The sequence below is a fragment of the Thalassospira sp. CH_XMU1448-2 genome (assembly GCF_037027285.1).
GTDB classification, from domain to species: Bacteria; Pseudomonadota; Alphaproteobacteria; order Rhodospirillales; family Thalassospiraceae; genus Thalassospira; species Thalassospira profundimaris_C.
This window is the reverse complement of the sequence record NZ_JAYMEA010000003.1, coordinates 200,085-213,704: the sequence shown is the minus strand read 5'-3', so window position 1 is coordinate 213,704 and position 13,620 is coordinate 200,085. Positions and strand designations below refer to the sequence as shown.

Annotated in this window: 13 protein-coding genes; 2 read left to right on the top strand and 11 right to left on the bottom strand. The window is 54.9% G+C overall.

The annotated features are described in order from the left end of the window. Positions 1 to 102: 102 nt before the first annotated feature. The 8 genes from WA318_RS13495 to WA318_RS13460 all read right to left on the bottom strand — a co-directional run bounded on the left by WA318_RS13495 (position 103) and on the right by WA318_RS13460 (position 7,633). Complete coding sequence (locus tag WA318_RS13495) at positions 103 to 1,275, bottom strand: branched-chain amino acid ABC transporter substrate-binding protein (protein ID WP_336081864.1); 1,173 nt, start codon at positions 1,273 to 1,275, stop codon at positions 103 to 105. Positions 1,276 to 1,518: 243 nt separating this feature from the next. Then, positions 1,519 to 2,082 (bottom strand): cupin domain-containing protein, encoded by a 564-nt coding sequence (locus WA318_RS13490; RefSeq protein WP_114098616.1) that lies wholly within the window; start codon positions 2,080 to 2,082, stop codon positions 1,519 to 1,521. 304 nt (positions 2,083 to 2,386) lie between these two features. Beyond that, positions 2,387 to 2,866: a transcription elongation factor GreB gene (greB, locus tag WA318_RS13485; RefSeq protein ID WP_114098617.1), complete on the bottom strand. Its 480-nt coding sequence runs from the start codon at positions 2,864 to 2,866 to the stop codon at positions 2,387 to 2,389. 91 nt (positions 2,867 to 2,957) lie between these two features. Continuing rightward, positions 2,958 to 3,569 carry a pyridoxamine 5'-phosphate oxidase family protein gene (locus WA318_RS13480; protein ID WP_336081860.1) on the bottom strand — a complete coding sequence of 204 codons (612 nt, stop codon included), beginning with the start codon at positions 3,567 to 3,569 and terminating at the stop codon, positions 2,958 to 2,960. 207 nt (positions 3,570 to 3,776) lie between these two features. Further along, positions 3,777 to 5,054: an MFS transporter gene (locus WA318_RS13475; protein WP_336081858.1), complete on the bottom strand. Its 1,278-nt coding sequence runs from the start codon at positions 5,052 to 5,054 to the stop codon at positions 3,777 to 3,779. A 79-nt stretch (positions 5,055 to 5,133) separates the two neighbouring features. Continuing rightward, positions 5,134 to 6,084 carry a LysR family transcriptional regulator gene (locus WA318_RS13470; protein ID WP_336081856.1) on the bottom strand — a complete coding sequence of 317 codons (951 nt, stop codon included), beginning with the start codon at positions 6,082 to 6,084 and terminating at the stop codon, positions 5,134 to 5,136. A 105-nt stretch (positions 6,085 to 6,189) separates the two neighbouring features. Then, the gene (locus tag WA318_RS13465; RefSeq protein WP_336081854.1) at positions 6,190 to 7,359 is read right to left on the bottom strand and encodes a DUF3095 domain-containing protein; all 1,170 of its coding nucleotides are present in this window, start codon (positions 7,357 to 7,359) and stop codon (positions 6,190 to 6,192) included. A 55-nt stretch (positions 7,360 to 7,414) separates the two neighbouring features. Beyond that, entirely contained in the window at positions 7,415 to 7,633 is a 219-nt protein-coding gene (locus WA318_RS13460) for a SlyX family protein (protein WP_114098620.1), read from the bottom strand. Positions 7,634 to 7,717: 84 nt separating this feature from the next. Here WA318_RS13460 and WA318_RS13455 point away from each other — a divergent pair, with 84 nt between their 5' ends. Next, complete coding sequence (locus WA318_RS13455) at positions 7,718 to 8,254, top strand: class I SAM-dependent methyltransferase (protein WP_336081850.1); 537 nt, start codon at positions 7,718 to 7,720, stop codon at positions 8,252 to 8,254. A 3-nt stretch (positions 8,255 to 8,257) separates the two neighbouring features. Here the strand turns inward: WA318_RS13455 and WA318_RS13450 are convergent, their stop codons facing one another. The 3 genes from WA318_RS13450 to WA318_RS13440 form a co-directional block, all read right to left on the bottom strand. After that, entirely contained in the window at positions 8,258 to 8,533 is a 276-nt protein-coding gene (locus tag WA318_RS13450; RefSeq protein ID WP_336081848.1) for a GDCCVxC domain-containing (seleno)protein, read from the bottom strand. After that, positions 8,520 to 9,404, bottom strand: a complete 885-nt coding sequence (locus WA318_RS13445; protein ID WP_114098682.1) for an NAD(P)-dependent oxidoreductase — start codon at positions 9,402 to 9,404, stop codon at positions 8,520 to 8,522. Before WA318_RS13445 ends, WA318_RS13450 begins: the two co-directional genes overlap by 14 nt. Positions 9,405 to 9,687: 283 nt before the next feature. After that, complete coding sequence (locus WA318_RS13440; protein ID WP_114098623.1) at positions 9,688 to 10,101, bottom strand: tellurite resistance TerB family protein; 414 nt, start codon at positions 10,099 to 10,101, stop codon at positions 9,688 to 9,690. A gap of 365 nt (positions 10,102 to 10,466) precedes the next feature. Between WA318_RS13440 and WA318_RS13435 the strand changes: the two genes are divergently transcribed. Beyond that, a complete protein-coding gene (locus tag WA318_RS13435; protein ID WP_258548726.1) occupies positions 10,467 to 13,598 on the top strand; it encodes a sensor domain-containing protein in 3,132 nt (1,043 codons plus the stop codon). Positions 13,599 to 13,620: the final 22 nt, after the last annotated feature.

Genomic DNA, 13,620 nt, shown 5'->3' with positions numbered 1-13,620 from the left:
CAACCTACCTTTTTGTTTTGATTGATTTAAATTGCTTGCGAGAAATGCAATGAGCCCCTTCCTGCCCGAAAAACCGGACAGGAAGGGCCGCATCAGACCGGCTTATTTGCCAGCAAGTTTACGGGCGCCGGTTGCGTATTCGCTGTCTTCCCAGACCACCCATTTGCCGTCCTGGACGACATATTTGGTGATGGCAGCAACGGTGTTCTGGCCGTGATCATCAAACGAGATTTTACCAACGATTGAGTCATGCCCCTGAATGTCGCCAAGGTATTTGGTCAGTTTTTTGCGGTTCGGACCGACTTCCTCGATACCATCAAGGATCAGGCTCATTGCAGCAAAGGCGAACGGGCCATAGGCTTCTTCGTCTTCGGCAAAACCGGCTGCTTTGTATTTCTCGGTGAAGTACTGGCCACCCGGAAGTTTGTCGACCGGTGCACCTTCAAGGAAGCTGACAACACCTTCGGAAAGTTCGGTGCCAACGCCTTCGATGAAGGCATCAGACTTGATACCCGATACGCCCTGGAACTGTGCGGTGATGCCAAGCTTTTCCATCTGCGAACGCACGCGGACGCCAAGCGGAACCAGACCACCGAAATAGATGACATCCGGGTTCAGCTGTTTGGCTTTGGTCAGCTCGGCAGTGAAGTCCTGCTGGTCGGCCGGAACGCCGAAATCAGCAAGGATTTCGCCGCCATTCTGGGTCAGATACTCGGAGAAGTATTTGTTGTGGCCTTTGCCGTAATCGGTCGTGTCGTGAATGATGACCCAGGTTTTATATCCCTGTTCGGCCATGAACTTTGCCGCGACATCGTTCTGGTTGATCATCGTGCCGTTGACGCGATGGATTTCTTTGTAATCGTTGCCATAGGTGACATCGGGAAGAACAGCACCCCACACCGACATCGGCAGGTTGAATTTGTGATAGATGTCAACAGCGCCCATCGCCACAGCCGAGCAATAGTGGCCAACAAGGCCGATAATCGATCTGTCAGCGGCAACTTTGGTCGCAACCTGAACGCCAACGTTCGGTTTGCATTCGGAATCCATCGCAACCAGTTCATATTCGTACTTGGCATCCGGGTCTGCGTTACGGAGCTGAACAGCAAGCTCTGCCGAGTTACGACCACCAACACCGATTGCCGATACGCCACCGGTCAGCGGGCCAATGAAGGCAACTTTTACTTTGTCTTTTGCATCGGCGATGCCGGCACCAACCGTCAGTGCCATCGTCAGTGCAATCGCAGAAACGGTCGATTTGCGTAGAATGTTCATCAAGATAAGCCCCCTGTTGGCTTTTTGGAAAACAACTCATACGGAGCCGAATTCGGACTCCGGAGGTTTCGCCAGCCATATCGATGCGAGATTTATGTTCCTTCCCGAACCTGGGTCTTATGACCCGGCCACCTTGTGTACGGTGGAATTCCGACTTAGCCAGCAGAGGCATACTGACCAAGTCTTTCTTATTGGTCAAGTGACTTGACCAATAAGAAAGTAGTTTTACTTAGAGCGTGAAAACTAGAAGGTTGGCGGGGTGTTCACCCACAAAACCCTGGTTTCCTTATCGGTCGGATTGCGATAGCCGTGCGGCATTCGTGACGGGAAAAAGAATGAATCGCCTGGCATCAGGTGATATTCGACACCATCGACATTCAGATCGAGCTCCCCTTCAAGCACATAACCAAGTTCTTCGCCTTCATGGACGATGGTGCCTGAACTGCCGCCACCGGCACGGACAATATGGATCGCGCCAAACAGCAAATGACCGGCGGATGGGGAAACCAGTGTTTCAAGGCCGACACCTTCGCCGGGCCGAATGTTACTGGTATGAAGAACTTGTCGTGTTCCAGCGCGCGACACAATGCTGTCGTTGCTTTCGCTAAACAGGTTGCTGATCGATGTTTCAAGGACAGCGACAATCCTGTGCAGAAGCTGGAGTGATGGTTTGACCCTGTCATTTTCCAGTTTGGACAGAAAGCCTTCCGAGCATTCTACCTGATCGGCGAGATCGCAAAGTCGCATGCCTTTGATCTTGCGTGCATGGCGCAGTTTCGTGCCAATCGAGAATGTAGGATCACTCATTTTTAAATTCCGGTCGTTTTTATATCGTACTGGCTCGCCAGAAATGAATTATTTCCGGGAAACGATCTGTTTTAAAATTTGAACTGTATGTCGCCAATCATGAGCGCGATTTGGATCATTGCGCAAGGCCTCTGACGATAAATTGTTTCTTGTCGTCTGTTCTTTCTGCCAGCTGGTGCGCTGTTTACCCCGCGAAATCAATTATCTGACTGCGCGGAGTTGCCGGGGGCAGCACAACTTTTGCAAGAAATCCCGTTGTTTCGCGTTTGACAGGCAGATTGCCGAGGTTCGATCCTGTCACAAACTAGCCCGGATAGCTGATTTCAAGGACTTCGAGTTCATCCTCGCCCGCCGGGGTGCGGAAGGTGACAACATCGCCGACCGTGGCCTTCATCAATGCGCGCGCGACCGGGGAAATCCAGCTGATCTTGCCATTGAGGCTGTCTGCCTCGTCCTCGCCGACGATGCGGATGGTTTTTTCCTCGTCGCGGGAATTTACATAGGTGACCGTGGCCCCAAAGAAGATGCGCGAATGATCGGGCTGTTCCTCGGGGCGGACAACAACGGCATCCTCGATCCGCTTGCGCAGATATCTTACGCGACGGTCAATCTCGCGCAGGCGTCGTTTGCCATAGATGTAATCGCCATTTTCCGAACGATCACCATTGCCCGCCGCCCAATGCACAACGGCAACCACTTCGGGGCGTTCCTTTTTCCAAAGGTGATCAAGTTCGGCGCGCAGCGTCGCAAGACCCTCGGGCGTGATGTAAATCGGTCTGTCCATGCGCGGGTTTTAACCCAACTTGCTCTCTTCGGAAAGATGCAATCAAACCCCGGCAAGTCAGGCCGGGCAATTGATGGACGATCGCAATGACCTAAAGACTTTGGCGGTAACGGGCTTCCATTTCCGATTGCGTTTCGTTGGGGCCTTCGCTGTTCATCTGGTCTTTAAGCATCTGTCCCATGGTGGGAAGTTCGGCACGGTCAATGCGGGCATCGGCTGACCAAAGTTCGGAGCGCATGAACGCCTTGGCACAATGCAAAAAGGCACAGGTGACGGTGATGGCAAGGACCGAACGCGGAGCTGTATCGCGTTCGGTAAATTCGGCGCAGAAGTCAGGGTCGGTGACGATCTTGACCGTTCCGCGAATGCGCAAGGTTTCATTGACGCCGGGGATCATAAAAAGCAGTGCAACCTGCGGGTTTTGGGCAAGGTTTCCCAGATTGTCCAACCGGTTGTTGCCGGGGCGATCAGGCAGGACCAGCGTATTGTCATCTTTGACATGGACAAAGCCCGGCAATCCGCCGCGTGGACTAAGATCAGGTTCGGCACTGGGTGTCGCGGTTGACAGGATGCAAAACGGCGACAGGGAAATGAACTTCTTGCAGTGGATGTCAAGCTTTTGAAGTTCTTTGGCCTTGGCCCGTGCTCCGACTTCGGGATAGTGCGCCAGGATTTCAGAACGGGGTGTGTCCGGTGACGACATCGTTGCTTCCTTTTTGCTTTTCAGATCGCAGAAAACCGGTCGCAACAGTGCCTAGCCAAAGCCACCCTGACAACAGACCAACCCTGAATTCATCCAGTAAAAGGTGAAAATATTTTGCCGGTGAGCAATGCGATGAACGCATAAAAAAGCAGCGACAAGAATGCCTTGTCGCTGCCCGTCAAAATCGTGATTGTTCGGAATGCCCGATCAGGCCGCCTTGGCCGTGCGCAGTTCCTTGTCATCAATGGGCATATGGACAAGGGCCGCAAAGATGCCAAGCCCGACTGAGGTCCACCAGACGGCATCGAAATTGCCGGTCAGGTCATAGACAATCCCGCCCATCCATGCGCCAAAGAACGCACCAACTTGATGGGACAGCATGACAATGCCAAACAGGGTGGCCATGTAGCGCGGCCCAAATACCTGTGCGATCAGGCCACTGGTCAGCGGGACGGTCGACAGCCAAAGGGCGCCCATCGATGCCGAAAACAGCAAGATGGTTTCCGATGTCTTTGGCGAGAAGATAAAGACAATAATGACCAGTGCCCGCATCCCGTAAATGAAGGACAGACCATTTTTCTTGCGCCACTTGCCGCCAGCCCAGCCCGCCGTCAGCGTGCCAAAGATGTTAAACAGGCCAACCAGTGCCAGACCCTCTGCCGCGACCGAACGCGGCAGGCCGCAAAGCTCGGTAAAGGTCGGAAGGTGGGTGGCAATCACGGCAATGTGGAAACCGCAGACAAAGAACCCTGCATTCAAAAGCAGGAAGCCGCGATGTTTGCGTGCCTCGTGAAAGGCCGCGGCAAGGCCCTGTGGACCCAGATCCGGGGTGGCGGTCGGGCTGTTGCCCTCGGCCTTGCCGGTCAGGGCAAAGGCAGCGGGCACAATCAGCATCGAAATGGCGGCAAGAATGCCAAGGGTTGCGACATAGCCAAGCGATCCGTTAAGGGCCTGTGTGGTCGGGGCCATGACAAACTGACCAACCGAACCGCCCGCCGATGCCAGACCAAGGGCAAAGCTGCGGCGTTCGGGGCTGAAAACACGGCTGATTGCGGCCAGAATAACCGGGAAGCTGGTCGCACCGACACCTGTGCCAATCAGGAAGCCAGCCGTCAGGTGCAACTCGCCGGGGGTTGATGATGTGCCCATCATGTAAAGGCCAAGACCATACAGGATGGAGCCACCGATCAGGGTCCGGGTGGTGCCAAACCGGTCGGCAAGCGCACCGGCGATCGGGGCGGATATCCCCCACATCAGGTTCTGGATGGCAAAGGCAAGACCAAAGGTCGCAGCCGTCCAGCCGGTATCATTGAGCATGTCGGGAATAAACAGGCCAAGTGACTGACGCACACCAAGGTTCAGCGACAGGACAAGGCAACCGCAAAGCAGAACCAGCCAGGGGAACCATTTGGTTGCCCGCAACAACGCCAAACGCGTCGGGCTGGGGGTGCCGGATGAGCTGCCGGCATTTTGGGTGGGGCTCATGAATGTTCCTCCGCAAGGGGAATGAGTATGTTGGTGGCGATAGTGGGCGCATTGCGGTCATGCGTCCAATTCATTCGAATTATGATGCTGATAACATTTGCGCATGATCAGGGTTTGACATTTCGCCAGCCCGGATCACGATATCCCCGATTTTATCAATGATATCATTAAGATCGCCGCTTGAGGTGCGCCGGATCAGGGTGATGGCCATATCCCAGTTCATGCCGGGAATATCAAGGATCCGGATGCGATCGCTGGCCGGGCTATGCATGCAAAAACGCCGTGCCATGATGCCGTATCCGGCCCCGGCCGCGACCATTTCGATCTGCAATTCAAGGGCGGAGACTTCAAGCACGGAATTGAATTCGACACCATTCTTGCGCGCCCAGGCATTGCCAAGGGCACGGAAAGTACAGCCTTCGGGCATCAGGACCATCGGATGTCTGGCAAGCTCGGCAATGCTTGTCGGGTGATGGCGGGCCGATTTCGGACCGATGGCAACAATATGATCATCCAGCAGCCTTTGAGGGACCAGACTTGCCGGAAGATCGCGGGTCTGAATGCCGCCGACAATGCCATTGGGGCCATCAAGCGAAAGCATGGCATCAATCTCGCCACGTCGCAGAAGCGGTAGAAGTTCACTTGACCAGCCGCTTTTGATGGACAGCGATATATCGGGAAAGGATTGATGAAGTTCGCGCAGTTCCGGTGCGGTCAGAAGCGGTGCCGAACCATGACTGACGCCAAGCCGGAAGGGGCCCTGTCGTCTGGTGTCGCCGGAAATGGCGTCGGTAAACCCGTCAAGGCGGCGCAAAAGATCTCGGGCCTCGGTAAGAGCACGGTGACCGGCAGGGGTTGGTTGCAACGGTTTGGTCGACCGGTCAAACAGCGATGTGCCAATACGGTCTTCAAGACGCTGAATGCGGCGTGTCACGGCGGGCTGTGTCAGGCCAAGCTTGTCGGCGGCACCGTGAAAGGATTGCGCATCTGCAACGGCAATCAGGGCTTCGAGTTCGCGGGTATCCATCATCCGTATCCTGATCTGTCAGGGATCAGGACAGTGTCAGACATTTCAAGACGTCATGCAATGAATCTATTGGTATCATGTCATTGATGCGTTTTGCGCATGTCAAGGCTATGTGGCTGGGGTTTGGTCCTGCCCGATTGCACCGATCTTGGCCTTGTAGGCAGCGGCGGCGGCGGTATAGCCGCCTTCGCCCCCATCAAGGAAATGGAAATGCGCGTCATTGGTGATCGAGGGCACGATACAGGTCATGATCGCACTGCGTTGATGATGGGTGCCAAACAGGATGTCGCCGCGCTGTTCTGCCGTATGCAAATATTCCTCGATCTCTGCGCTGCGATCCGCACTGCAATTAACCGTCATCCAGAGACCGTCACCGAACTTTCGAAAGTCGGTGTTATTGCCGGTGAAATCGCGATAGCGTTTGGGGTCAAAGTCGCCAAGCTTCCATCCGGTTTTCATCAGGACAAGCGCAATCAGCGAGATATAGAACGCCTTGAACCAGGCCTTGAAATATCCGCCTTCCTGATGTTCGGTGGCAATGGCTTCAAGTTTGAGCCCCGGCGGGGGAAAGGCAAAATCAGGCCCCTTGGCCGGGATCGGGCTGCTTTTGCGTGGAGCATCGTCAAGAAGTTCAAACAGATGTTTGACAACCGTATCAAATTTGGCGCGGTCATCGGTCGGCTGAACAATGATCGACAGGATATGATCATCGCCTTTGGCCTTGATCGGCGACCAGCGGCACGAGAGCCCGGTCAGATCCGGACGCGCCCCGGCCGGGGCCGGGGCCACGATATTGTCGCCTGCCTTCATGCGATCTTCGGCCCATTTAAGGCCCCGACCACTGAACATCGCATAGGAAACCGGGTGCGAGACGGCATAGCGCGCAACCCGGATATCGCGACCGGTGGCACGAATATCGGAAATCCGGGCCAGCGCAACGCGCAAATCAAAATCAAGGGTTTCGCGCGCCCAGGTGGCGGTCGCAGCCAGGGCCGCCCGCACATCCTCGATCCGGTCAGGCGGGCAGGCAAAGCTTGCGCCATCACCGCCAAAGATAAAGGGATAATCGGAATGGCCCAATGCGTTGCTGACCGCACAGATCACGGATGCGCCAACCATATTCACATCCTTGAACCGCCCGGCGGCAATCGCCCTGGTTGATCCGACGATATCGGATGTGCCTACCCACCAGTCGTCAGGCAGTCGATGATATACATCGCCATCGAGTACTCTGGCGAAGTCGTCAAATACCGGAATATCAAGATACAGGTTGGTCACGTCCTACTCGCAATCTGGTGCTGGTGCCGCAGGTCTTTACGGACCTTTCAGACGATCAGTAGTGCGGAGGCGGAGCATCGTCTTCTGGTGCTGTACGCAGAAAATCGATCATCCGTTTAATATCAGCAGACATTAATTTGTTCTGGCGTTCCAGAAGATCAATACGATCCCACTGGGATTTGATCATGTCTGAAAGGTCGCTTACCACGGAATCCATGTGTGCGAGCTGGGTTTCAAGTTCAGTGATGCGGGTTTCCGTGTCTTCGTTATGCATGCTGGTATCTTCTGGATTTGGGGGCCACCGTGTGGCAGGACTAAAGACTGAATTCACCCGGACACTAACATATTTAGCGGGCTTATGACTGATTTATCGGTACTTGTTTTCGTCGTTATCATTCTGGGGCTGATTGCGGCTTATGCCGTTTGGCTGCACTCGGTTCCCATGCCGACATTGTCCGCGGCGGCTGATGAAATCATTGCCTATATCCCGGCTGACGTCACAACCGTCACAGATTTCGGATCGGGGTGGGGGGATTTGATCTTTGCCATTGCCCGTGCGCGTCCCGGGATCAGTGTAACCGGGATCGAACTGTCCCCGGTGCCCTATGCGATCAGCCGGATGCGGGCGGTCTTGGCTGCCAAGCCGAACCTGACGCTGATCCGGGGGGACTTTCGCAAGCTTGATCGTGATCCGGGCGATGTTGTGATCTGTTTTCTGGATCCGCGCGTCATGGCCGATGTCGGCGATGTCCTGTCAGAACGGATGCGCGATGGCGCGATTGTCATTTCACGCGCCTTTTCCATTCCCGGCTGGCAGGCCTTTGGCGAAGTGCCGATGAAATCCGGTCCGGACCGGTTGTATCTATACCGGTTTGGAAAGCACAAGCCGGGCTGACCGTTAGGGGATTTCCGCCTGGTCCGACTTCGTGGTGCCATTGCCGCCACAACAGGAAGCATTCTTGCCATCAATCTGAACCGGCGGGCAGGGGACCGTGCCGTAAGAACAAAATACACAGCAATCCCCGGCAAGCGGGCGCAGTACCGCCCCGCATCCCTTACAGTCATAAAAATACTGGCAGGCATCGGTTGGCATGGTTTCGGTTTCAACATGGCCGCATTCCGGGCATGTCAGAACCGATGTCAGTTCGACATTTTGCGGGTCAGTCTTCTTCATAGACTTTGATCAGTGCGGAATGGTCAAGTTCGCCACCGCCCATGGCGATGACTTCGTCATAAAGCTCCAGCGCGAGCCGTGAGAAGGGCAGTTCAAGGCCAAGTTCACCTTCGGAAAATTCAAGTGCCTGATAGAGGTCCTTGCGCTGGGTAACAACCTTGCCGCCCGGTTCGAAATTGCGCTCGATCATGCGTTCGCCATGCTTTTGCAAGATTGCAGAATCTGCAAATCCGCCGGTCAGGGCCGAGCGCAGCTTGTCAAGATCAACACCTGCCTCATCGGCCATCGAGAAGGCTTCGGCAACCGCACCGATGGTGATGCCGACAATCATCTGGTTGGCGGCCTTGGCGATCTGGCCTGACGTTACATCGCCGACATGGGTGACGCGTGCGCCCAGAACATCAAACACCCGATGCGCGCGTTCGAAATCCTGCTTGTCGGCGCCGACCATGATCGAAAGCGTGCCGTTTTCAGCTCCATGCGTGCCACCCGAAACCGGGGCATCAATCCAGCGGCCACCGGCATCCTCGACCGCATCGGCAAAGCGGCGTGTCGCATCAACGGCGGTGGTGCCCATATCAATGACAATGGTGCCTTCTTCCATGCCGTCAATGACGCCGTCCTCGCCGAGCAGCACATTTTCAAGGGCGGGCGTATTGGCAACGCAGATGATGACAATATCGGCCTCGGCGGCAGCGTCTGCGGGGGTGCCTGCCGTTGCAATGCCAAGATCTTCAAAGGCATTGAGCGTTTCGGGATTGCGGGTATTGACCGTCAGGATCGCACCGGCCTTTTCAAGATTGAGCGCCATCGGGCGTCCCATCAGTCCAAGTCCGATAAAGGCGATATTTTCCCCGGAAAGAGCAGTCATGACAGCGGTCCCTTTTGTGGCGGTGAACGACAACGGATCGGTCGATACGCAACCCCACGCGCGCCGAATGGCACGTATGCGGTGATTCTTGTGGCTAGGCCATATCACATTGTGGCGTTGATGAAAGCTGCGATTTCAAGGGGAACTTGCCCGAAATGCGCTTGGTACACCACAATTTGTGTCAGACACGGCCTCGTTGTTTCGGGTTTTGCTGATGAATTCTGCTTTGTTTCGTCATGCCAGACATATGTCGTCTGACGCGTGTTGCCACAATGCCCGACCCCTAGAAATCACCGGGGCGAACATAGCGGGCAGCCATGGCACGTTCAATTGCCGCGCCGACAAGACGGTCGATATCAAGCCGGTGGCGCAGAAGTTCAAGGATACGAAGTTCTTCCTGACTGATTTCACTGTCAGACAGAACAATTTCGCAGGCAAAGACATAGGCGGTTTCACGCAATTTGCGCGGCAGGGCATCGCGGATCATGGTCAGTGCGCGGTCCATGCCGTCTTCTTCGCCAAGCAGGCTTGCACAATCGCGGGCCACACTGGTGACACCGTCATTGTCAAATCCGGCAAAAATCGGAAGATACCGTACCCGGCGTCCCATAGCGGAAAGCTCGGCATCCGTAATGTCATTATCGGCGGCCGAAACCATAACCATTGTGTAGATCAAGGCGTCCTGATGCGAAATCACGTTGGTTACTCCTTTCCAGTATGATTATCAGAATCGTGTCTGTGCAGACCGTTGACGTTCGTCGCATTACACTGTGACAACCATTAGGCGGAGGAATGGTATTCTGATAACAATCAGCGGGCAACAGTTAACCGATTAAATTTTTTGGATTTTAATGATTACGTAGGGAAATCTGACACAATCTGTTCAAGTCGGTCACGCGGGGTAAAAAAATGCATCGAAAGATGTGCGTGATTCAGGCAATCTAAAAAAAATTAAGCCGGTTCAAAATAATAGCGACATAAAGTGGCTGCTTACTCTCTTTGGGGAAAAATAGCCTTTGCAGTGCATGGGGTAGCAGTTATGGTCTCGCAGCGATAACGAAAATGACGATTAAAGCGGATATGGGAGACATCAACGCAATCAATTCCGCCAACACACTGGCGGCATTGATCAGCCACCTGCGTATGCCGGCTGGATTGTTTGATCCTGTCCGAAAGTGTCTGCTTGTCAATGCGTTATGGGTTCCCTGGTTTGATCAGGACATCGAAGAGTCCCGGTGGTACGAGATTGATGATCTCGGCAGCTTGTCGGATCTGCTACCGGAACTTGCGGACGAAATTCTTCAGAATAGCGGATATCACAGCCGTACTCTTGCAGTTGGCGGCGCAGACCATGTGCTGTTTGGCTGGAAGCTGAGCATTCGTGGAGTTGACTATATCCGCCTGATGGTGATGGATGACGATGTGTCATCCGGCATGGGCAGCCTGATATCGCCACAACCGGTTCTGATATTCGAACGCGATGGCGCAATGCGATGTGCCAACCGCGCGGCCGAACAGCTGGCCCTTGAGATGGGCTTTGCAAGCCCGTTCGCACTGGCCCATCCGGTGGATCAGCGTTCCCTTGTTGATCAGAATGGTCCGCAATTTGACGAAGAAAATTCACGCACGGTTCATTACGGACAGCGTTTCTTCCAGTGGCAATGCATGCCGCTTTTCGGTGCCGAATTTGTCGTCCTGTTTGCACAGGAACGCACGCGCGAGGAAAGTTATCGCCGCGCGCTTGAACATGCGGTGCACGGGATTATTGAACTGAGTGCCGATGGCACGATCACCCATGTAAACGAAGAAACCGCAGCCCTGTTTAATTATGACAGTGTGCGCGAAGTCATGCAGGCCTATCTGCGCCATCCCGAGACATTCTATGCCCAGGACAGCGATCGTGTGCAGCTGCGCCGTGATCTGGCAACAGGTATTGGTGTCCATGCGCGCGATATCGAAATGCGCCGTTCGGACGGCAGCCAGATCTGGGTTCGCCTGAATGCGACCGAAATCCGTGGCGAAGGCGGGGGGTTGCTTGGCTATAGCGTCACGATGACCGACATCACCAAAAGCCGTCAGGCGGAATATGACCTGCGCCGGCGTCAGGAACGCTATCGCGCACTGGTTCAGACCGCAGGCAGCGTGATCATGTTCCTCGATGCCGAGGGACGCATTCTTGAATATAACCGTGAATGCGAATGGACCTTTGGCTATTCCTGGATGGAGGCGGCCGGTCAGAACTTTTTTGATTTCCTGCTGATTGAAAGTGACCGTGCGCGGGTGCGTATGGCGGTACGTCGTCTGCTTTCCGGTGAAATCATCAAGGATGAGGTTTTCTCGTTCAAGCGCCGTGATGGTGAAGTCCGCCTGTTGCAATGGAATGCCCGCGCGCATTTCGGTGAAGATGGCGACGTGGCCGGTGTGATCTGTATCGGCCAGGACGTAACCGAGAAACTGGCGGTCGAGCGTGCGCTTCGCCACGCCGAAGAGAAATTCCGCGGTATCTTTGAAAACTCTGCCGAGGGGCTTTATCAAAGCAGGCCTATGGGGCCGGTTCTGTCCGCCAATCCGGCATTCGTTTCGATTTTGGGCTATGAGTCCGTTGATGAGTTGATGTTGCAAAATGACGAACTTCAACATCATTACCTGAACCCCGTAAGCCGCCTGCGCCTAACGGGGCGTTTGTTGCGCGATGGAATTGTGCAGGGCTTTGAAACAGAGCTGCGCCGCAGTGATGGCAAGATCATCTGGGTCGAGGAAAATGCCCGTCTGGTCCGCGACGAGAAGGGGCGTCCCCACCTGATCGAAGGATCGATTACCGACATTACCGACCGCAAGCGCAGCGAAGCCCGCATTCAGTTCCTTGCCCATCATGACGGCTTGACCGGTCTTCCCAATCGCACGCTGTTTCAGGAGCGACTGGCTGCCGCGGTCGAACGATCCAAACGCGAACGCCGCAATTTTGTCCTGATGATGTTTGATCTGGATAACTTTAAAGACATCAACGACACACTCGGCCACCCCATCGGTGACCTACTCTTACAGGGGGTAGGGGAACGCATGCGCGTTTGTCTGCGCAACGAGGATGTGGTCGCCCGTCTGGGCGGGGATGAATTTGCCGTTCTGATCCATGAACCCGGATCGGTCGAGGAAGTCACATTCGTTGCCCAGCGCCTGATTGAACGCGTTTCCGAACGCTTCATGCTTGATGGCAACGAGGTTCAGGCATCGACCTCGGTCGGGATTTGCATGTATCCGCAGGATGGTCGCGATGAAAAGGACCTTCTGCGCAATGCCGATCTTGCGCTTTATTGTTCCAAGGCCGAAGGCCGCAACCGGTATCATTTCTTTGAGCCGAAATTGCAGGTCGAGGTTCAGGAACGCAAGGCGATGGAACGCGATCTTAGCCACGCGATTGAAAATGACGAGCTGGAACTGTTCTATCAGCCGATCATTGAAATGGGTGGGCATCGCATCATCGGCATGGAGGCCCTTGTTCGCTGGTTCAGTCCGTCACGCGGCCCGGTCAGTCCGGTTGATTTCATCCCGGTTGCCGAACGCATGGGCATCATTGGCGATATCGGCAAATGGGTTTTGAACCGTGCCTGCGAACAAACCAAGATCTGGCGTGATGAGGGGTTCGGGGAGCTGACGATTTCGGTCAACCTGTCGCCGCTTGAACTGGCGCGCCACGAAGACCTGATTGAAAGTGTCGGCGAAGTTCTGGCGCGTTCGGGCCTTAATCCGCGCCAATTGCAGTTCGAGGTCACCGAAGGTGCGGTGATGGACAACCCGCGCGAGGCGGCCATTACCCTTGGCATTCTGCGTAATCAGGGCATCCGGATTGCGATTGACGATTTCGGCACCGGCTATTCGTCGCTGGCCTATCTGAAACGCTTCCCGGTCGACAAGATCAAGATCGACCGGTCCTTTATCATTGATATCGACAGTTCCGACGGCAATGCCGCGATTGTCCGTGCGGTGGTGTTCCTGGCGCGTTCGTTCGGGATGGCTGTGAATGTCGAGGGTATTGAAACCGAAACCCAGCTTGAACATATCGCGTCCGAGGGCGTGGACGAGGTGCAGGGCTTCTATTTCAGCAAACCTGTCTCGGCGAGCGACATGGAAGCCTTGCTGAAATCCAACAAAACTGCGCCAACGCATTTCCCGCTGACCGGGAATGCCGTGCATTAAGCAGCGCGCGCGTGACCGCAGA